This window comes from Chryseobacterium viscerum, from assembly GCF_025949665.1.
Lineage (GTDB): Bacteria > Bacteroidota > Bacteroidia > Flavobacteriales > Weeksellaceae > Chryseobacterium > Chryseobacterium viscerum_A.
Window position 1 is genome coordinate 57,858 of record NZ_JAPDFT010000004.1, and the last position, 20,498, is coordinate 78,355.

The 20,498-nt window shown below is 35.4% G+C and carries 20 protein-coding genes; 8 read left to right on the forward strand and 12 right to left on the reverse strand.

Going from position 1 to position 20,498, the window contains the following annotated elements; translation table 11 throughout:
• Positions 1 to 21 precede the first annotated feature (21 nt).
• Entirely contained in the window at positions 22 to 1,278 is a 1,257-nt protein-coding gene (locus tag OL225_RS18920) for an NAD(P)/FAD-dependent oxidoreductase (RefSeq protein ID WP_047377382.1), read from the forward strand.
• Positions 1,279 to 1,312: 34 nt separating this feature from the next.
• Here the strand turns inward: OL225_RS18920 and OL225_RS18925 are convergent, their stop codons facing one another.
• From OL225_RS18925 to OL225_RS18935, 3 genes are all read right to left on the reverse strand, one after another.
• Entirely contained in the window at positions 1,313 to 1,918 is a 606-nt protein-coding gene (locus OL225_RS18925; protein WP_264519238.1) for a hypothetical protein, read from the reverse strand.
• 76 nt (positions 1,919 to 1,994) lie between these two features.
• Positions 1,995 to 3,287 carry a phenylacetate--CoA ligase family protein gene (locus OL225_RS18930; RefSeq protein ID WP_264519239.1) on the reverse strand — a complete coding sequence of 431 codons (1,293 nt, stop codon included), beginning with the start codon at positions 3,285 to 3,287 and terminating at the stop codon, positions 1,995 to 1,997.
• Positions 3,288 to 3,379: 92 nt separating this feature from the next.
• The gene (locus OL225_RS18935; RefSeq protein WP_264519240.1) at positions 3,380 to 5,068 is read right to left on the reverse strand and encodes a M23 family metallopeptidase; all 1,689 of its coding nucleotides are present in this window, start codon (positions 5,066 to 5,068) and stop codon (positions 3,380 to 3,382) included.
• Between the two features lie 454 nt (positions 5,069 to 5,522).
• Between OL225_RS18935 and ileS the strand changes: the two genes are divergently transcribed.
• From ileS to trpS, 7 genes are all read left to right on the forward strand, one after another.
• Complete coding sequence (ileS, locus tag OL225_RS18940; protein WP_264519241.1) at positions 5,523 to 8,918, forward strand: isoleucine--tRNA ligase; 3,396 nt, start codon at positions 5,523 to 5,525, stop codon at positions 8,916 to 8,918.
• A gap of 58 nt (positions 8,919 to 8,976) precedes the next feature.
• The gene (locus OL225_RS18945) at positions 8,977 to 9,357 is read left to right on the forward strand and encodes a TraR/DksA family transcriptional regulator (RefSeq protein WP_002983772.1); all 381 of its coding nucleotides are present in this window, start codon (positions 8,977 to 8,979) and stop codon (positions 9,355 to 9,357) included.
• Between the two features lie 78 nt (positions 9,358 to 9,435).
• The gene (locus tag OL225_RS18950; protein WP_264519242.1) at positions 9,436 to 9,681 is read left to right on the forward strand and encodes a DUF6576 domain-containing protein; all 246 of its coding nucleotides are present in this window, start codon (positions 9,436 to 9,438) and stop codon (positions 9,679 to 9,681) included.
• Between the two features lie 16 nt (positions 9,682 to 9,697).
• Positions 9,698 to 9,892 carry a DUF2683 family protein gene (locus tag OL225_RS18955; RefSeq protein ID WP_047377375.1) on the forward strand — a complete coding sequence of 65 codons (195 nt, stop codon included), beginning with the start codon at positions 9,698 to 9,700 and terminating at the stop codon, positions 9,890 to 9,892.
• A complete protein-coding gene (locus OL225_RS18960) occupies positions 9,892 to 10,533 on the forward strand; it encodes a lipoprotein signal peptidase (RefSeq protein WP_264519243.1) in 642 nt (213 codons plus the stop codon). The genes OL225_RS18955 and OL225_RS18960 overlap by 1 nt, the downstream gene beginning before the upstream one ends.
• A 15-nt stretch (positions 10,534 to 10,548) precedes the next feature.
• Positions 10,549 to 11,193 carry a vancomycin high temperature exclusion protein gene (locus OL225_RS18965; RefSeq protein WP_264519244.1) on the forward strand — a complete coding sequence of 215 codons (645 nt, stop codon included), beginning with the start codon at positions 10,549 to 10,551 and terminating at the stop codon, positions 11,191 to 11,193.
• Between the two features lie 352 nt (positions 11,194 to 11,545).
• On the forward strand, positions 11,546 to 12,514 hold the full coding sequence (trpS, locus tag OL225_RS18970) for a tryptophan--tRNA ligase (RefSeq protein WP_264519245.1): 969 nt from the start codon (positions 11,546 to 11,548) through the stop codon (positions 12,512 to 12,514).
• A 145-nt stretch (positions 12,515 to 12,659) separates the two neighbouring features.
• On the opposite strand, the gene OL225_RS18975 is transcribed toward trpS, so the two are convergent.
• From OL225_RS18975 to OL225_RS19010, 9 genes are all read right to left on the reverse strand, one after another.
• Positions 12,660 to 13,946, reverse strand: coding sequence for a sensor histidine kinase (locus OL225_RS18975; RefSeq protein ID WP_264519246.1), 1,287 nt, complete (start codon positions 13,944 to 13,946; stop codon positions 12,660 to 12,662).
• Complete coding sequence (locus tag OL225_RS18980) at positions 13,946 to 14,617, reverse strand: response regulator transcription factor (RefSeq protein ID WP_047377438.1); 672 nt, start codon at positions 14,615 to 14,617, stop codon at positions 13,946 to 13,948. The genes OL225_RS18975 and OL225_RS18980 overlap by 1 nt, the downstream gene beginning before the upstream one ends.
• A gap of 148 nt (positions 14,618 to 14,765) precedes the next feature.
• Positions 14,766 to 14,966 (reverse strand): PepSY-like domain-containing protein, encoded by a 201-nt coding sequence (locus tag OL225_RS22080; protein ID WP_407295699.1) that lies wholly within the window; start codon positions 14,964 to 14,966, stop codon positions 14,766 to 14,768.
• Positions 14,967 to 15,001: 35 nt separating this feature from the next.
• A complete protein-coding gene (locus tag OL225_RS18985; RefSeq protein ID WP_047377437.1) occupies positions 15,002 to 15,451 on the reverse strand; it encodes a PepSY-like domain-containing protein in 450 nt (149 codons plus the stop codon).
• Between the two features lie 220 nt (positions 15,452 to 15,671).
• On the reverse strand, positions 15,672 to 16,367 hold the full coding sequence (locus OL225_RS18990) for a YjjG family noncanonical pyrimidine nucleotidase (protein ID WP_047377369.1): 696 nt from the start codon (positions 16,365 to 16,367) through the stop codon (positions 15,672 to 15,674).
• 202 nt (positions 16,368 to 16,569) lie between these two features.
• Entirely contained in the window at positions 16,570 to 17,160 is a 591-nt protein-coding gene (locus OL225_RS18995; RefSeq protein WP_047377368.1) for an RNA polymerase sigma factor, read from the reverse strand.
• A 195-nt stretch (positions 17,161 to 17,355) separates the two neighbouring features.
• Complete coding sequence (locus tag OL225_RS19000) at positions 17,356 to 17,847, reverse strand: hypothetical protein (RefSeq protein WP_264519247.1); 492 nt, start codon at positions 17,845 to 17,847, stop codon at positions 17,356 to 17,358.
• A gap of 86 nt (positions 17,848 to 17,933) precedes the next feature.
• On the reverse strand, positions 17,934 to 19,214 hold the full coding sequence (gene metK / locus OL225_RS19005; protein WP_047377366.1) for a methionine adenosyltransferase: 1,281 nt from the start codon (positions 19,212 to 19,214) through the stop codon (positions 17,934 to 17,936).
• 239 nt (positions 19,215 to 19,453) lie between these two features.
• Positions 19,454 to 20,404, reverse strand: a complete 951-nt coding sequence (locus OL225_RS19010) for a LysR substrate-binding domain-containing protein (protein ID WP_047377365.1) — start codon at positions 20,402 to 20,404, stop codon at positions 19,454 to 19,456.
• Between the last annotated feature and the right edge of the window lie 94 nt (positions 20,405 to 20,498).

The following is a 20,498-nucleotide window of genomic DNA, read 5'->3' on the forward strand; positions in this document are numbered from 1 at the left end:
TATTAAAATAAAAAATCAAAGATGAGCAAAGAATTTGTTGACGTTCTTGTAATCGGAGCCGGACCTTCCGGATGCGTGTCTTCTTCATACCTGAAGAACCATAACGTCAGCGTAAAAGTAGTCGAAAAGACAAAATTCCCCAGACTGGTAGTGGGTGAAAGCTTAATTCCGAGGGTAATGGATCACTTTGAGGAGGCCGGACTTTTCCCTGCATTAGACAAAATGGGCTTTGAAAAAAAGCTTGGAGCACGTTTCCTTCGTGGTGAAGAAGTCTGCATTTTTGATTTCAGCAACAAATTCGGGGAAGGCTGGGACTGGACCTGGCAGGTTCCGAGAGCTGATTTTGATAATACGCTTGCTCAGGAGGTCATTAATAAAGGAGTTGATCTTGAATTTGAAACTGAAGTTATTGACATCAAATTTGAAGGAACAGATTCTGTAACTACGGTAAGAACTAAAGATGGAGAAACGAAGGAAATCCATGCTAAGTTTGTGATTGATTCCAGCGGCTACGGAAGAGTACTGCCTCGTCTGCTTGATTTAGAAAAACCTTCAAAATTGTCTCCCCACTCTGCCATTTTCTCTCATGTAAATGATATCAACAGAGAACCAGGAGAGGAAGGTACTTTAATTTCTTTTGACATTATTGAAACAGAAGTATGGCTTTGGGTAATTCCTTTTTCTAACGGAAACACAAGTTTAGGAATTGTAGGCCCTACTGAATATATCGACAAATTATCTGAGAACGGAGATACCACTGAAGCTTTGAGAAAAGCCATTTCTCTTTCTGATTATTATGTAAAACGTTTTGGGAATGTAGATTTCCTTTTTGAACCTAAACATCTGAAAGATTATTCATGTTCCGTTAAAAGTTTATTCGGAGATGGATTTGCTTTAACCGGGAATGCTTCAGAATTCCTTGATCCTGTTTTCTCTTCGGGAATGGCTTTTGCCACAGAATCCGGAATGCTTGCTGCAAAACTGGCTTTAAGACAGTTAAACGGAGAAAAAATTGACTGGCAGAAGGAATACACAGACTACATTCTATACGGTGTGGACGTTTTCACCACCTATGTGAAAGAATGGTATACCGGAAATCTTCAGGAATTATTTTTCCACCAACCGGAAAATCCGGATGTAAAGAAAAAAATATGTGCTGTTTTAGCAGGTTATGTCTGGAACAAAGACAATCCTTTTGTGAAAAAGCACGATACAGTTATTAAAAACCTTGCGAACCTGATTAAGTTAGAAAAGCAGGAACAGCAAAATCAAGCATAAAAAAACGGTCTGAATTTTCAGACCGTTTTTTGTTTTATTTTAAAGACTTTTTAATTTCTTTTCCTAAATATCTTCCAACGGATTCGTAAGCCGCAGCTATTCTCCCATACTCCATTACAAATTCTTCATTTTGAACAAATTTGTCAAATTTTTTAAGCTCTACTTCAGCTAAGACTGTAGAAGGATTATTGGTTTCTATAAGTTTTATCTTACCTGTTATCTCAGCAGTCATAGCAGTTAATCCGGCATGCCAGCCCGGGAAAATCCAGTTTGTTTCCACCAGCAGGGTATATTTTGCGGAAGGATCTTTTTTAAATGAAATGTTTTTATACGTCTTATTAAGCCCTTTTGCAAAATAATCTGCATACTCATTTTTATATTTTCCCCACTCTCCAATCCATTCATTCCATGCCGTTTGTCCTCTTTTAGGATTGTCAAGAACTTGTTTTTTTCTGTTTTCAAGGTATTGAGCTTCTGTAATATTTTCTTTCATAAACAGTACGTTCTCAAATTCAACCTCAACATTTACTTCGGTCTGATCTTTTAAGACATTCAGATTTCCTGCAACAATTTTCATTTTTTCCTGACTGAAAGCCATTGTCATTGTCACCATGAATACCAGCAATAATAATTTTCTCATATGCTATTAGTTTTTTTAATTAAGAGCCCAAAGATATTATAAAAGCAAGTATTTATATGACTCTTTATTTTTAATTTTATCTTAAATCAATAAAAGTGATTGGCTTTCTGCTGTTTGGATTAAAAACGGTTTTAGACAAAATATCAAAATCTATGATTTCAATTTTTGGGCTTACTCTCAGTTTTGCACGGAAGTGGTCTCTGACTTCATTTACAAAACCATCATGTTCTTCTTTTGTGCTTATTTTAATGATAATTTCGTCAAGCCCTATTTCGTTAGCCTGAATAACGATCTGATAGCATAAGATATTGTTGAAATCATTCAAAATATCATTCATAGCAGGCGGATACAAAGTTGTTCCTTTGTATTTGATCATCTGCTGCTTTCTTCCTACAACAGGTCCTAACCTCATCGTGTTTCTTCCGCACTGACATGGTTCATAATGAGCTTTTACAATATCACCGGTTTTAAATCTTAAGAGAGGAATGGCTTCTACTCCTAAAGTAGTGATGGTCAATTCTCCATTTTCTCCTTCATTTACCGGATTTCCGTTATCATCCAGGATTTCTGTAATGATCAGTTCCGGATGATGATGTCCTCCGATCTGGAATTCGCACTCTGTAAAAGCGGTACTCATTTCTGTAGAGGCATAGGTTGAAAAAAGTTTTATATCCCATTTTTCTTTGATTTTCTGAGAAAGAATATTATCCGTAAAATCCTGATTTTTGATACTTTCTCCGATACACACAGCCCCGTAAACACTGGAATTTTTATAATCCAAACCGTGTTTTTCGGCATAATCAATCATTTTCAGCAGAAAAGAAGGTACTGTAATCAAATATTTAGGTTTATATCTGAAAATAGAATCCCACTGAAGTTCAGGAATTCCAGGTCCCATTCTCACCACACTAGCTCCCATTTTTCTTAGACCTAAAAAATAGGCAAGACCAGCCATAAACCGCTTGTCAATGGTCGTAATCATCTGAACCACATATCCTTTCTGAATTCCTGCACACGCAAATGATATCGCTTCATTGTAAGCAAGCCTCTCAAGATCGTTGTCGGACAATCCGAAGGTTACAGGATCTCCCAATGTTCCGGAAGTGGTACTGTAATCGACAATTTTATCCGGCGTTATACAGAAAAAATCATGGTTATACTGCTGTAGATCATTCTTTGTAGTAGTAGGAATCTTCTGAAGATCTTCCAAAGTGCAGATATCGGCAATATTGATATTATTTTCTTTGAACAGTTTCTGATAAAAAGGTGAATAAGTTTCAAGATAAGTCAAAAGCTCATGAAGTTTTTCTTCCTGAAATATTTTGATTTCCTGAATCCCTGCTTTCTCGATTAACGGATGAAATTCCAATGATTTTAATTTTTAAAAGGCAAATTTATTTAAAATTACATGATTGTAAGATGTATTCATGTAAAATGTATTCATGAATTCTGCCACAGCTTTTATCTCTGGAAGGTAAAAGTCTGTGTATTGGTATTGCCAGCAGTATTGATGGTGGTTACCTTCAGCGTATGCGCGCCTGATCCTTTCGGGCATTTTTCATCAAAAATGTAGACAAAATTATCTTTTACGCGGGCAAAGCGAAGCCACTTTCCATCCAGTTCGGCCCGGAATGAAATAATATCTCCCACTCTTGCCGTCCCTTTTAACAGTAATGAATTACTATTAACCATTGCTCCTTCTGTCCAATTTGATGAAACAGATGGCAGATTATTATCAATCAATAATTTTGCAATACCCAATCTGTTGAATTGTCCTTCTGCCCGATCACCATTCCATTTTACTTTTACAACATTTTTGTCGCTGCCATAATCAAGGAGAATAACAGCTTTCTCTTTTTCTGCATTAGTTAGCTTTCTATTCGGTTTTATTTTCAAAGTATATTCATCCTGAACAGGAATATATGGGCTATGCAAAACAATGGTATTTGAAACAGCATTTGGATCTGTATCCGGTTTTTCATAGGCCTTAAAATTTACAGCATCGTAGACTGCATTTTTACTGAAGCTAATCTCTGCATTTTCGGTAGCAATGATTTTTCCTTCATTTGGCATTACGGTTTTCCCTGTAGAAGATACTTTTTCTAAAGTTGTATTGAGCTGAAGCTTTGTTGTTAAGCGGCTCGTATTTCCTTTGACATCTCTCAGAACAATTTCAATGGTATGAACATTTTCATCCTTAAGGTTGATAATCCCTGTTGAGTTGGGAAGACTATAATTCTGAAGCTTCATTCCCGGCAAATCAGATAAATGCTGAATTCCTATTTTATCCCTGATGAATTTAGTATAATCTATGCAGCCGTTGATATATCGGGTATCATCATAGTGTATTTTATCAATTTTAAAACTGTAAATCAGCTTGCCATCCATCAATAGTTCTGCATTATAAATGCCCAGATTAAAACCTTGATTAGCTTTATCTACTGCCTTAATCGCAAAACTTATTTCTGGAGAATTAACCTGAACGAGATTAGAAGTATAAACATTTCCCGCCTTTTTTACTGCAATTCCATTCGCTCCTGGTTCATAAGTACTGAAACGTCTGTCATACCAATACAATCCGCTAATAATTGGGGCTATACTATCTGGAATGGCAAAGCCAAAAAGTAACGGGTTAAGACATTCTTCTGTTTTGGTATCTCTTATTTCAAAATGCAGATGCGGACCGGCAGATCCTCCGGTATTTCCACTCAATGCAATTTGCTGTCCTTTATCCACCGGAAATTGTCCGGGCTGGAAAGTGATATCCTGTTCCCATTTTTCGTCTTTATATTGTCTTTCTTTTACATATTCATCAAGTTTACTGAAATATTTGTTCAGGTGTGCATATACTGTGGTAAAACCGTTGGGATGAGTAATATAGACAGCATTTCCAAAGCCATATCTTTCCACTTTTATTCTGCTTACATAACCTTCTGCAGCTGCAAGAACCGGAAGATTTTCCTGGCTGTTGGTTCTCAGATCCAGCCCCATATGAAAATGATTGGTCCTGATTGCACCAAAGTTAGCCGCAAGCTGCATGGGAATATTGAGAGGATTTCTGAAATAATTCTGTGGATAATTATTTTGAGCTTGTACAATGCTTGTGTTGATAAAACAAACAAAAAGCATCAGATGATAAAAGATTTTCATACAGCATTTGGGTTTATAGGTCTACTTAAATGTACAAAATTCCGGCCAATAAGCACTTGTTAGGATATTCATTTTTAGAATCACCTTTGTTTTCTTAACCACAGATTTCCTTTGCTGAGTGAAACGCCTTTGCAAACAATTTCAACCCATTTATAAGTTCTTTGTGAACTTTGCGTGACTATTAGGTTTTGGCTAAAGCCATTGGATATGTTTTTATTATTTAAGTGGGCTAAAGCCCGCTCCTAGTGAATAAACGGCATTAAATTTCATACCCAAAACAGTCAGAAAAATTCACTTATTGACCATTCACCATTCACTTTTTCTCACTTTCTCCATTTATATTTCTGAAATTGAACTTTTTAATAGAAATTACCTAAATAAAACATATATTATAAACCGACAAATTTTAGTAAATTTGCAGACTTAATTAATCAACGATATTGAGATATTTACAATGAGCCAATTTAAAGAATACAAAAACCTCAACCTTATTGACGTAGCAGAGAATGTAGCGGAATTTTGGAAACAAAATAAAACCTTCAATAAGAGTGTTGAGATTCGTCAGGGAAATCCTGAGTTTGTTTTTTATGAAGGTCCGCCTTCAGCAAACGGTATGCCTGGAATTCACCACGTAATGGCAAGAGCATTGAAAGATATTTTCTGCCGTTACCAGACTCAAAACGGAAAGCAGGTTTTCCGTAAAGCTGGCTGGGATACGCATGGTCTTCCTGTGGAACTGGGTGTAGAAAAAGAATTAGGAATCACGAAAGAAGATATTGGCAAAAAAATCTCTATTGAAGACTATAACAAAGCTTGTCGTGAAGCAGTAATGCGTTATACTGATGTATGGAATAACCTTACAGAGAAAATCGGATATTGGGTAGACCTTGATGATCCGTACATCACGTACAAATCAAAATATATGGAAACCGTTTGGTGGTTATTGAAGCAATTGTATAGCAAAGAACTGTTGTACAAAGGCTACACCATCCAGCCTTACTCACCGAAAGCAGGAACAGGACTTTCTTCTCACGAGCTTAACCAGCCAGGAACATATCGCGATGTTTCGGATACAACGGTTGTAGCTCAGTTTAAAGTGAAGAAAGACTCTTCAGCATTGTTTAATGATGTTGATGGAGATGTACATATCCTTGCATGGACGACAACTCCATGGACGCTTCCATCCAATACTGCTCTTACTGTAGGTAGAGATATTGAATATGTTGTAGTTAAAACCTTCAATCAATATACATTTGAACCTGTAACGGTTGTGTTATCAAGCGTTCTTTTACCTAAAGTTTTCGGTAAAAAATATACAGAAGGTACAGATGAGGATTTTGCCAACTATACGCCGGAAACGAAAGTAATTCCATTCAGAATATTAAAAGAGTTTACAGGAGAAAAGCTTGTTGATACAAGATATGAGCAATTAGTCCCTTGGTTTACGCCAAATGATAATCCTGAGAATGCATTCAGAGTAATCTTAGGAGATTTCGTAACAACTGAGGACGGTACAGGTATCGTTCATACAGCTCCTACTTTTGGTGCTGATGATGCAAGAGTGGCTAAAATGGCTCAGCCTGAGATTCCGCCAATGTTGGTAAAAGATGAAAATGACAATCTTGTACCATTGGTAGACTTACAAGGGAAATTCATCAAAGGAGAAAATGTTCCTGAGGTATTCTCCGGAACTTATATCAAAAATGAATACTACGATGAAGGAACTGCTCCTGAGAAATCATGGGATGTGGAACTTGCGATCCTGCTGAAAACAGAGAACAAGGCTTTCAAAGTAGAAAAATATGTCCACTCTTATCCACACTGCTGGAGAACAGATAAACCGGTATTGTACTATCCGCTTGATTCATGGTTTGTGAAAATGACGGCTGTAAAAGACAGACTGGTTAATTTGAACAAAGAAATCAACTGGAAGCCAAAAGCTACCGGAGAAGGACGTTTTGCCAACTGGTTAGAAAATGTGAACGACTGGAACCTTTCCCGTTCAAGATATTGGGGAATTCCGTTGCCGATCTGGAGAACAGATGATCTGAAAGAAGAAAAGATCATGGGTTCTGTAGAGGAATTATACAACGAAATCGAGAAATCAATTGCAGCTGGATTGATGACTGAAAACCCGTTCAAAGGTTTCATTATCGGAAATATGGCTGAGTCTAACTATGATCTTGTGGATCTTCACAAAAATGTAGTGGACAAAGTAGTATTGGTTTCTGATTCAGGAAAAGCAATGAAGCGTGAGAGTGACCTGATTGATGTTTGGTTTGATTCAGGTTCTATGCCTTATGCACAGTTGCATTATCCTTTTGAAAACAAAGAATTAATAGACAATAATAAAGCATTCCCTGCTGATTTCATCGCAGAAGGTGTTGACCAGACCCGTGGATGGTTCTATACGCTTCACGCTATCGGAACTGCTGTTTTTGATTCTGTTGCTTATAAAAATGTAATGAGTAACGGTCTTGTTCTGGACAAGAACGGACAGAAAATGTCAAAACGTTTAGGAAATGCCGTAGATCCGTTCGAAACTCTTTCTGTATATGGGCCGGATGCTACCCGTTGGTACATGATTTCCAATGCCAACCCATGGGAAAACCTGAAGTTTGACATTGAAGGAATTGACGAAGTAAGAAGAAAGTTCTTCGGAACGCTTTACAATACGTATTCATTCTTTGCTTTATATGCGAATGTTGACGGCTTCAACTATTCAGAAAAAGAAGTAGAAAACCGTCCCGAAATTGACAGATGGGTCCTTTCTGAACTGAACCTTCTGATCAAAGAAGTAAAGGCTTTCTATGAAGACTATGAACCAACAAGAGTAGCAAGAGCAATCAGCACTTTTGTGAACGATAACCTGAGTAACTGGTATGTAAGATTATGCAGAAGACGTTTCTGGAAAGGAGACTATTCTGACGATAAAATCTCTGCTTACCAGACACTATATACATGTCTTGAAGTAGTTGCTAAACTATCTGCTCCGATTGCTCCGTTCTTTATGGATCAATTGTATCAGGACCTGAATAAAGTAACAGGTAAAGAGAACTGTGAATCTGTACATTTGACAGACTTCCCGGTAGCTGATGAAAGCTTAATTGATCAGGATCTGGTTGAGAAAACGCATTTGGCTCAGAACATTACAAGTATGGTCTTCTCTCTGAGAAAGAAAGAAAATGTAAAAGTCCGCCAGCCGCTACAAAAAGTATTGGTTCCTGTATTGGATTCTAAAACAGAAGAGCAAATCCTTGCTGTTGCAGATCTGATCAAGCAGGAAGTAAACGTTAAAGAATTACAGTTAATCAATGCTGAAGAAGCATCTCACTTAATTGTAAAACAGATAAAACCCAACTTCAAAGCTCTTGGTCCTAAATTAGGAAAAGACATGAAGGTGGTAGGTGCCGAGATTGCAAATCTTACTACAGAACAGATTGCCGGTCTTGAAAAAGAAGGAAAAATAGACGTTCAGGGATATGAGATCACACTTGATGATGTGGAAATCTCTACAAAAGATATCCCGGGATGGACTGTTACTTCAGACGGTAAAACAACTGTGGCATTAGATTTGACGTTAACCGATGAGCTAAAATCTGAAGGTATCGCAAGAGAATTCATCAACAGAATTCAAAACCTGCGAAAAGATAAAGACTTTGAACTGACAGACAGGATTAATATCTCCATTGAAGAGAACTCACCTTTCCTTGATGATATTAAGAAAAATGAAGAATATATTTCTTCTGAAGTCTTGTCAAATAAAATAGAAATTGTATCTTCACTTTCAAATTTTAACGAAATCGAAATAGATGAGGTTAATTTTAAGATAAATGTTGAAAAAAATTAACATGTAGTTATTATATTTCAAATTCCATTTCATAATTTTATTAAAAAAGAGAAAGAATATGTCAGACGAAAGAGTTAGATACAGCGATGCTGATTTACAGGAATTTAAAGCGATCATTAAAGAAAAAATAGAAAAAGCAGAAAAAGATCTTCAGCTTATCAGAGAAAGTTTCATCAACGACCAGAATAATGGGACTGATGATACTTCTCCTACTTTCAAAGCTTTTGAGGAAGGAGCAGAAACATTAAGCAAAGAACAGAATTCTATTTTGGCAGGAAGACAGGAAAAATTCGTGCGTGACCTTAAAAACGCTTTGATCAGAATCGAAAACAAAACGTATGGTGTTTGCAGAGTAACAGGAAAACTGATTCCTAAGGAAAGACTTTTAGCCGTTCCTCATGCTACGCTGAGCATCGAAGCGAAAAATATGCAAAAATAACCGTAAGGTTTGTAAAATACTATTGGGTTTATATCGTATTCACGGATACTTTATAAACCTAATTTTTAATGTATACTCATGAGCGAATTATTAATTTTAGGATTTATTATCGCAATAATTCTGCTGTTTTTCAACAGAGAATGGATCAAAAACAGATTTTTCCCTGATCAGCAGAAAAACTATACTATTGATGATCAATTCAATTCTGATAAACGCGAATGGGAAAAAGAGATTGACAGACTTTTGAGTAAGATGGGCAAAAACGGAATCAATGATCTGTCTGAAAAAGACAGGAAAAGACTTGATGAGTTGTCTAAAATGTAAAAATTAAATATAAGAAATGGAATCTATCATAGTACATCCTAAAAATTCTATGGAGCTTAGTGCACTGAAAAGTGTACTGAAAGAAATGAACATTAAATTTGAAAAAGCTCATGTTAAAAGTTCATATAACGGGCAGAAAGTGGTTAAGAAAGCAAGCGATAATAAAAATATAAAACCTGCTGCAAAACCTTCAAAACCTAAAGGACAGTAATGAAAAAGATATTAGCGATAACATTTTTAGTGTTGTTGATTGACCAGGCTTCAAAAATTTACATCAAAACTCATTTCGAGCTGAATGAAAGCATTCCTGTGATAAACGGTTTCTTCAACAAAACTTTTGTTGAAAATCCGGGAATGGCTTATGGATTTCATTTTGGCGGAATCATCGGAAAATACTTTCTGGTAATCCTAAGAGTTTTCCTGATTGGAGGAATGGTATATATGTTTAAAAAATGGTTAAAAGATGGAGCTTCCAATTATCTTTTGATTCCTATGGCTATCATTTTCGCCGGAGCCATCGGAAATCTTATTGACGGAATGTTTTACGGGATGATCTTCGATACCGGAACAGTGTATGATGCCAGTACCGACCGATGGATTGGATATGGAGGTATCTCTAAGCTTGTTCCTTTCGGACATGGATATTCTACCTTTATGAAAGGTTGTGTGGTAGATATGCTTCACTTTCCTGTAGTAGACTGGTATGTGCCCGAAAGCTGGCCTTTAATAGGTGGAAAACATCTTGAATTCTTCAAATATATTTTCAATGTTGCCGATTCTGCTATCACAGTAGGAGCAGCTTTCCTTCTAATCTTCAGAAAAAAAGCATTCCCAAATGGGCTTGAGTTTTAAAAGATGTATTTTCGGATGAAAAAAATAATCAAAAATATTTTTAAAATTTTCCTGCTTCTTTTCGTTGCAGGAATTATTTTTATTGCCTGGGCGAACTACAGCATAAAAAAGGACAGCGAATCATTTGTTTCCTATAATATTGCTGATGTACCGGAAGCCAAAACAGGTCTTTTATTAGGAACCGGGAAAACCTTAAACAATGGATCACCCAATGCTTATTTTTACAACAGAATTAAAGCTGCGGCCGATTTATACAAAAGCAGAAAAATACAATACATCATCGTTAGTGGTGATAACAGCACCAAAGATTATAACGAACCTGAAGATATGCAGCTTGCATTGATGCAGGAAGGAGTTCCACAAGATAAAATCATTCTGGATCATGCCGGATTCCGAACTTTGGATTCTGTGGTAAGGGCAAAAGATATTTTCAGTCAGACAAAACTGGTCATTATCTCTCAGAAATTCCATAATGAAAGAGCCGTTTTCCTGGCCAGAAAAAATGGAATGGAAGCCTTTGGATATAATGCTGCTGATGTAAATAAATATGCGGGGTTAAAGACCAATATGAGAGAGTATGCTGCCAAAGCTAAAGCATGTTGGGACCTCCTTTTTGGAGTGGAACCGAAATTCGGAGGAGAGAAGATTGTGATTCCTTAGTTTTTTCAACCACGAATTGCACGGATTTTCACAGATGATTGTGTAGAAGGATATTGAGATTTTGCTGATTGATAGGTTTTGGCTAAAGCCAATAGATCTTTTTATTTCAAAGCTGGCTGGGCTAAAGCCCACCTCTATTGAATTTTAAATGACAACATCTTTTAATCTTTTAATCTTTTAATCTTTTAATCTTTTAATCTTTTAATCTTTTAATCTTTTAATCTTTTAATCTTTTAATCTTTTAATCTTTTAATCTTTTAATCTTTTAATCTTTTAATCTTTTTAATTCTATATTCCCGGCAAACCTCGTAAATTTGCTATTCATTAATTTTTAAATATAAATTTTAAACAAATGTCAAGAATTCTTACCGGCATACAAGCCACCGGAACACCCCATCTTGGAAATTTATTGGGGGCAATTATTCCTGCTATCGAACTATCCAAGCAGGAAGGAAATGAATCATTTTTATTTATTGCGAATCTTCACACGCTTACACAGATTAAAGATGCGCAGACGTTGAGACAAAATACCTACGAGATTGCTGCGGCTTGGCTTGCTTGTGGATTAGATACTGAAAAAACATATTTCTACAGACAAAGTGATATCGCTGAAACCTGTGAACTTTCTTGGCATTTATCATGTTTTTTTCCTTATCAAAGATTAACATTGGCTCATTCATTTAAGGATAAGGCAGACAGACTTCAGGATGTGAATGCCGGACTGTTTACTTACCCTATTCTGATGGCTGCAGATATTTTACTGTATGATGCTGAAATTGTACCTGTAGGTAAAGATCAGCTTCAGCACCTGGAATTTGCAAGAGATGTGGCTTCAAGATTCAACAATCAGATGGGTGATATTCTTGTTCTTCCACAATCTGAACTTCAGGAAGACACCAAATATGTTCCTGGAACAGATGGTCAGAAAATGTCTAAATCAAGAGGAAATATTATCAATATTTTCTTACCTGAAAAGGAGCTTAAAAAACAGGTAATGAGCATTGAATCAGATTCAAAATCTTTAGAAGAACCTAAGGATCCTGAAACGGATAAAACATTCCAGATTTATCAACTTGTTGCTACGCCTGAACAAACTGAAGAATTGAGAGCAAAATATCTTGCCGGAAATTTCGGATACGGACACGCTAAGAAAGAGTTACTAGACCTTATTCTTGTTCGTTTTGAGAAGGAAAGAGAAACGTTCACTTATTACATGAACAACCTTGATGAACTTGAAGCAAAACTTCAGCAAGGAGCTGAGAAAACCAGACCTATTGCGCTGGAAACTCTTAAAAGAGTAAGAACAAGCTTAGGATTTTAATTCTGAGCTTTAAGCATAAGAAAGAGGCTGTCTCAAAAGTCAAATAATTTGGCTTTTGTCATTCTGACGAAGGAAGAATCTTAGATTCTTCCTTCGTCAGAATGACACTTTTGAGTTAGCCTCTTTTTCTATTGATGTAAAGCATTTAATGAGCATTGTTCTTTGTCAGGATAAAGTAATGCATCTGATCTCCAAATTCATAATTAATATCCCAGCCTGGATATTGTTTTACAATGGTCTTAATTATAGACAACCCCAGTCCTGTGGATGTATGATCTGATCCCTGTTTATAGAAACGGTTAAAAATTCTTGATTTATCCAAAGGTACAGATGTTCCGCTGTTCTGGAATGTTATCCGGTTGTTTTCAACTATAATATTTAGGGTTCCTTCTTCATTGTTGTACTTAACAGCATTTTTAAGAAGATTGGACAAAAGAATATCTGCAAGATCCTGATTAAAATCTGCAACGAATTTCCCCTTTTCAATGACATTAACCTCTACTTTTTTAAATGTAATGAAATCTTCGTAATTCTGAACTAATTGAGCAATCATTCCATTAAAGTCAACATCTGAAGTCTTATTAAACTGGCTGTTTTCAATTTTGGAAAGCATTAATAAAGATTTGTTTAAGCCTACCATTCTTCGCAGATCATTTTTAACTTCGGTAATAAAGGTCATACTTTTTTTATCAAGGTCATCATTCTGAATCAGAAGATCAATTTTATTAATAACAATAGCCAAAGGAGTCTGAAGTTCATGGGAAGCATTTTCAATAAACTGTTTCTGCTGATAAAAAACAAGTTCATTACGCTCAATCATTTCATTGATTTCCACATTCAATTCTTCAAACTCAGAGATCTTATAAGTTTGCTTTTCCTGGGAAAAAGGAATTCCAAACTGGTATTTTTTTAGTTTATCCAAAATCCGGTAAAACGGTCTCATCGCCTTATTAAGAAGATATCCGTTGACTGCCACAATACTTATGACCAAAAGGATATAGAGTACAATCAAGGCAGTCGTAAGATCGTATATCAATTCATCTTCTTCTACGGTGGAAGTTCTTATGACAAGCCGTTGATTCTTTTTGAACTGATCAATAAAGTCTGCCTCAAGAACCCTGTAAGGCTGATCTTTATCATCATATTCCATGTAGTACATCTTGTTGTAAAGCCTGCTTTTGTTTTGATATTCTTCAGCTTTGATCGGGTTTATTTTAAATTCATTGAATCCAAAATCATTATTATTCAAAAGCTGAGGATTAAGATAAACAGCTTTGATGATTTGTATTTTTCGATTCCTCAATCCATCATCTACATTATCATGCACTTCATCCAGAATATAGGCATAAAATAGCCCTGCCCAAACTGCAATAATGAACAGCAGGATCATGATCAGGTACTTTATGGTGTAATATTTTAATGAAACTTTCATCAGATGAATTTATATCCTATTCCGTATACAGCCTGAAAATCAGCTTCTGCATTGAGTGTTTTTAATTTTTTTCGAAGATTTTTAATTTGGGAATAAATAAAATCAAGGCTGTCTGCCTGATCTATATAATCTCCCCAAATAGCTTCTGCCAGTGTTGTCTTTTGCAATGTTTTTTCCGGATGGATCACAAAATAATACAAAAGATCATACTCTTTACGATTGAGAGCTAACTCCTCTTCTCCTATTTTCACCGTTCTGTTCTCCGGATCAATGCTTATATTTTTGTACCGGATTATATTTTCGCCATCCTGGTTTTTCCTTCTGATCACAGATTTGATTCTCGCCATCAGCTCAGCAAGGTGGAAAGGTTTTGCAAGATAATCATCAGCCCCAATTTCCAGCCCGGTTACCTTATCATCTACTGAATCTTTAGCAGAAAGAATGATCACAGGATCTTTTTTATGCATTTTTTTTATTTCTTTCAGCAGATCTATTCCATTTCCGTCAGGCAGCATAATATCCAGCAAAATACAGTCATATTCGTAAGAAATAATTTTGTCCAGTCCGCTGCTGTAATTTTCTGCATACTCTACAATGAAATGTTCTGCTTCCAGAAATTTCTGTACCGTATCTTTCAGTTCGGGTTCATCTTCTACTATTAAAATCTTCATATTTTCTGGATCTGTATATTCTGCTGCTTCATTAATGTATATCAAATATATGAAATTATAAACGGGAAGGACTGAAGCGGGAAGCTGGACGTTATTTATCTCAACCTATGCAACTTTTTTCACTTCCTTCTTCCCGCCTCCAGCTTCCCTACTTAACAAAGCGTCCATCTGCATCAAAAACGAGACATAAACCGTTCATTAAATTGATTTTATAAGCATTATATTTTCTTTCAATGGAATCAATTACGCTGCAAGGATGATTCCTTGTCATAAATGAAACCATATTTTTTCTAATCTGTGCAGAAGAAATTTTTCTTCCGCTGCTGTTTATTAAATTCCAGTTGATCATATTATTACTATTTAGTGTTGATTTTTACTTTTGAATTAATCATCAATTTTTTTAAAATTTCCGTTTCTGTCGAATTCAAGCTCCAATCCGTTAGAAAGTTCTGCTTTGTAAGACCATCTTTTCTTTTCTATCTTAATGATGTAGGTATTGGGGAAATTTTTGGTGCTGTAATTTCTTATTGATACAGGAATGAAACCATAAGGAACTTTCTGATGTTTACCATCTACTTCTTTCCAGTTTCCGCTGCTGTCGAACTCCATTTTCATTCCATTGGTCAGATATACTTTATATTCGTCTATTCCATAGATTTCTCTGTCTTCTATGGCCGAGTTTACGGGTATTCCTTTAAAATGGGCTGCAAGAAAGTTTTTAGCTGTTTTGGGTAACTGATTAGCATTGATTGCTCTGTCCTGTGCAGAAACAAAGCTTCCCATTAATAAAAACATGAACATCAATACTCCTGTGATTTTCTTTACATTTTTCATAACATTTAATTTTTCTGTCATTATTATGGAGCAAAGTTCCAAATCAATTTGGGAAAGAATTGGGAAAAGTTATTTCTGTAAAAAATAAATAGGATAAAGTTTAAGTTTTACTGCAGATTTTAGCAGATAAGTTATTAATGTTGATTTTCGAAAAGTATTAAAAACGGAAAAAGCCACTAAGTACAACTTAATGGCTTTTTTATTAGATTATATGGTCTATTTATAGATATTCTTTAATCTGCTGAAGATGGGTAATAGCTTTTAATCCTTCCCTCTGCTTATCTTCCTTATAGACATTGAAGAAAATAGTATCCATTCCGAAATCTGTTGCTCCCATGGCATCAGCAATCCAGTCATCCCCAATCAGGATGCTTTCTTCTTTTCTGGCTTCAGAAAGCCCTAAGGAGTACTCAAAAATCCTGGGATTAGGTTTTCTTACTCCCACAGAATCTGCACTGGTAATCGTCTTAAAATAGGGTGCAATTCCGGACAGGGTACATTTTCTTTCCGTTACTTCCTGAAATCCATTAGAAATAATGTGTAATGTATAGTTCTTAGCTTTCAGATATTCCAGAACATCTTCGGCTCCTTCTACCAATTCATTATGACTCACAATATTATCAAGGAAGTTTTCTTCAAAATAAAGGGCAAGCTCTTTATTTTCTACTCCAAAATGTTTAAAGGAATCATAAAAACGGTGCTCTCTCAAATACTCTTTGCCGATAATCCCGTCTCTGATCTTTTCCCACAACTCTTCGTTGATATCATGATAAACAGAGTGAAACTCTTCAAAGTCAATATGATACTTTGAAGTAATTTCCTGTTTTTCAAAAAGCTCTTTGATGGTAAGATAGGCATTTCTGCGGTGATCCCAGAGTGTATTATCCAGGTCAAAAAAAACATGCTGCATTTTCATACAGCACAAAGTTAATAATTTTAATTTTTCGAGATAGGATAATTTTTGCTCTTGCTTTTCACAATTTCAAGGCTTTTAGAAAAATTCAGCAAAAAATCAATGGTTTGTTTCTTAGGTTTCAAAGTTTTCACTTTTAAGGAGTCATTTTTTTTCATAAGCGAAGTATGTTTTCCTTAAAACGTGAAATTTTCCAAAATATTATTTATCTGGTTAATATTATATTATTTTCATCCATGATTTTTCTCAGGTTTATCAGCGCATACCGTACTCTTCCAAGAGTTGTATTAATGCTCATATCCGTATGATCTGCAATTTCCTTGAAACTCAGCCCGTCAAAAAATCTCAGTTTGATTACTTCTTGCTGATTTTGTGGTAAAAACTGCAGCATCCTTAGAAGATCTTCCTGTATCTGATTCGTCACAAGCTGATCTTCAATGTTTTCAGAAGGTTCTCTGATCAAATCAAAAATAGAATATTCATCGGTTTCAAAAGTAGTTTCTGAAACTTTTATATTCTTTGCTTTTGACCTGAAATGATCGATGATTAAATTGTGGGAAATTCTTTTTGCCCAAAGGATAAATTTACCTTCTTCGTTATAGCGCCCTTCTTTGAGCATAACAATTATCTTCATGAATGTATCCTGAAAGATATCATTAGCTAAATCTTCATCATTAATTTTGTAAAAAATGAATGTAAACAGTTCTCTCTGATGTCGATGAATAAGGGTTGACAACGCACCCTCGTCTCCTTTCTGGTAAAGGGAAATTAGTAAACTATCCGATTTTGATTTCATAACTCTTCTCAATATAAATATTTGCAGACAAGCATTCTACCAGATATTTCTTCTGGCCTTTGCTGTATAAACAAAACAGTTCTAGAGTAGAGTCTCTTCTATAGGCGGTAGTACAATTATTATGATGTAAATATAATAATTTTTTAATAACTGTTAACCTATTATTAAATTTTATAGAGAAAAATCTAAAAAAAATCATTTAAACATGTCATGAATAAAGACTGTAGGGATATTTAATGTAAAATTAATATTCAGACCCTTCATCTCTTTTCCGTTCAATCGGGTGTCTCCGATAGGAAAAGCATAGCCTCCAGTAAGGTCCAGCATCCCAAATAAGGTGACTCCTATTTTAGGAGCAATGTATTTATTGGTTCCTTCTACTCCTGCTAAAAAGTAATAAGAGTGATAGAAGTCTACATTTTTTTCAAAATTAAGAAGAACATCTGCCTGCAGCTTTGGCATAATAGCGAATTTGGAGTCCGTAACTCCCATCAGCGCAGATCCTCCCAATCTGTAAATCACATCATCATTTTTAAGAAAAAGCAATTTCCCTCCTATTTCACCAAAACTTTGATTCTGATAAGTATACCCCACAGTAATCATTTTATGCATGGTATATTGTGCCTTTGCTAATGTACTTAGCAAAAACAGGGACAGGACAGCAACTACAGTTCGAAAATTCATCATCTTTCTATATTATTAAGGTGTAAAATTAAAAAAAACTGCCTTATCCAAAGATAAAGCAGCTCATTTATTATTCTTTAAAGGGAAAATTAAATTCCGAAAGCGGTTTTAATTTCCTCTACTTTGTCTAGTTTTTCCCAGGTAAAAAACTCAAGGTCTTTTAACGTAAGCTCATTTTTATGCCCTTTGTTGAAGGTTTTATCAGCTACATAATGCTCTTTACCCATGTGTCCGTAAGAAGCTGTTTCCTGATAAATAGGATTTCTTAATTTTAAGTTCTGCTCAATAGCGTAAGGCCTTAAATCGAAGATCGTAGAAACTTTTTTTGCGATCTCTCCATCATGAAGATCTACTTTTGCAGTTCCGTATGTGTTGATATATAAACCACAAGGTTCAGCTACCCCGATTGCATAAGAAACCTGTACCAAAACTTCATCAGCAACTCCTGCAGCTACTAAGTTTTTAGCAATATGTCTTGTTGCATAAGCAGCACTTCTGTCTACTTTAGACGGATCTTTTCCTGAGAAGGCACCTCCTCCGTGAGCTCCCTTACCACCGTAAGTATCTACGATGATTTTTCTTCCTGTAAGACCTGTATCTCCGTGAGGTCCTCCGATTACGAATTTCCCTGTAGGATTGATATGATATTTAATCTGATCGTTAAATAAAGCCTTAATTTCTTCTGTCTGTTGTGCAACTACTCTAGGAACCAGAATATTTTTAATATCCTCACGGATCTTATTCAGCATTTCTTCTTCACTTCCGAAATCATCATGCTGAGTAGAAACAACGATAGAATCAATTCTGATTGGCTTATGATCATCTGAATACTCAATTGTTACCTGGCTTTTTGCATCCGGACGAAGATAAGTGATATCTTTATTTTCTCTTCTGATTGCAGAAAGCTCCTTAAGAATAGTGTGGGCAAGATCCAGTGCAAGAGGCATATAGTTAGCCGTTTCATTGGTAGCATACCCGAACATCATTCCTTGATCTCCTGCTCCTTGTGCATTTGCTTTTGCTTCAAAAGACTCATCATTTACAGCTCTGTCAACTCCCTGGTTGATATCAGGTGACTGCTCATGGATAGCAGAGATCACTCCACAAGAATCTCCATTGAACATATATTCACCTTTTGTATACCCAATTCCGTTGATTACTTCTCTGGCAATGGTCTGTACATCAAGATAAGCATCTGATTTTACTTCTCCTGCCAATACCACCTGTCCGGTAGTTACAAGAGTTTCACATGCTACTTTTGAATCTTTATCGTATGCTAAAAAATGGTCGATTAATGCATCTGAGATTTGATCGGCAATTTTATCCGGATGTCCTTCTGAAACTGATTCAGATGTAAATAAATAAGACATATAATTCTTTTGTTTTTAAAGATTTAAAAAAATTGTATTGAAGAAAATATGAAATAAAATTGCCCAGAAAAAAAGAATACTGTTTTAGCATATTTTTATAGAGGTTGCAATCAGGTCAAATTTTTCCTCGTAATAAACGTCAGCAAATTTAAGCACTATTTTCGTAATACTCAAAATTTTTGTTTATTAATTATTATTTTATTTAAATTGATGATTTCTATCACTTTAAAGCATTTCCATTACTGAGGCTTAATGCTTACAAATTCTTTTGGACTTTCGTGATAATTCAGCTTAAGTTCTAAAGAAGTTTTGATAGAATGTGACAATTCATCAATAATTTTCTGCTTAAATGTCGGCTTATAATAAATAATACTGATCTCTCGGTAAGGGAAAGGTTTTTTGAATCTGAAAACATTTTTCTTCTGCTCTTCTGAAAGCTGACTCAACGCAAGCTCCGGCAAAATACTGATCCCTCCTACTTTATCTACCATGTGTACCAAAGTCTGGATATTGGAAGCCAGGAAGTCTAAGTTTTTAGGCTTGAGGGTATTTTCTTTCAGATGACAAATGTTTTCAAACTGATTTCTCAGGCAGTTTCCTTCTTCAAGCAGCCAAACTTTTTCTACATTCAGGTCTTCCGGAATGATGTAAGAATTCTTTTTGTTGGCCTCTGTATTGGAACTGTAAATCATCAGCTCTTCATTGAATAAGAAATCCTGATAAAACTCGTCAGCTGTATCATAAGGAGTTGAGATAATTCCCGCATCAAGCTCTCCGGCTTTTAAAGCTTTAATAATATTATCCGTTGTCATTTCTTTTACATTCATCTGAATCTTTGGATTATCTTCAAGGAACTTGAAGATTTCCGTAGGCAGAATGAAAGAAGAAACAGTAGGAATAATTCCGAGATTGAGAGTTCCTCCTAAAATATTATTCAAAAGATTCGCTTTATTTTTCAACTCATTGACAGACTCTATAATAACTTTTGCCTGATCAATAATCTGAAGACCTACATCCGTGGTACGAATCGGGTGAGTAGTTCGGTCGAAAACCTTCACATCCAGTTCATCCTCAAATTTCTGTATCATGGCACTTAACGTAGGTTGTGTAATAAAACATGCCTGAGCTGCTTTACCAAAATGTTTATACTTATCAACAGCGATAAGATACTCCAGTTGCTGAATGTTCATTTGATTAATATTATCTATTACAAAGATATAACGTTTTTGTTATTAGCAATTAAAAATTCAAGTAAATTTGATATTCACTACCTTTACACTTCGA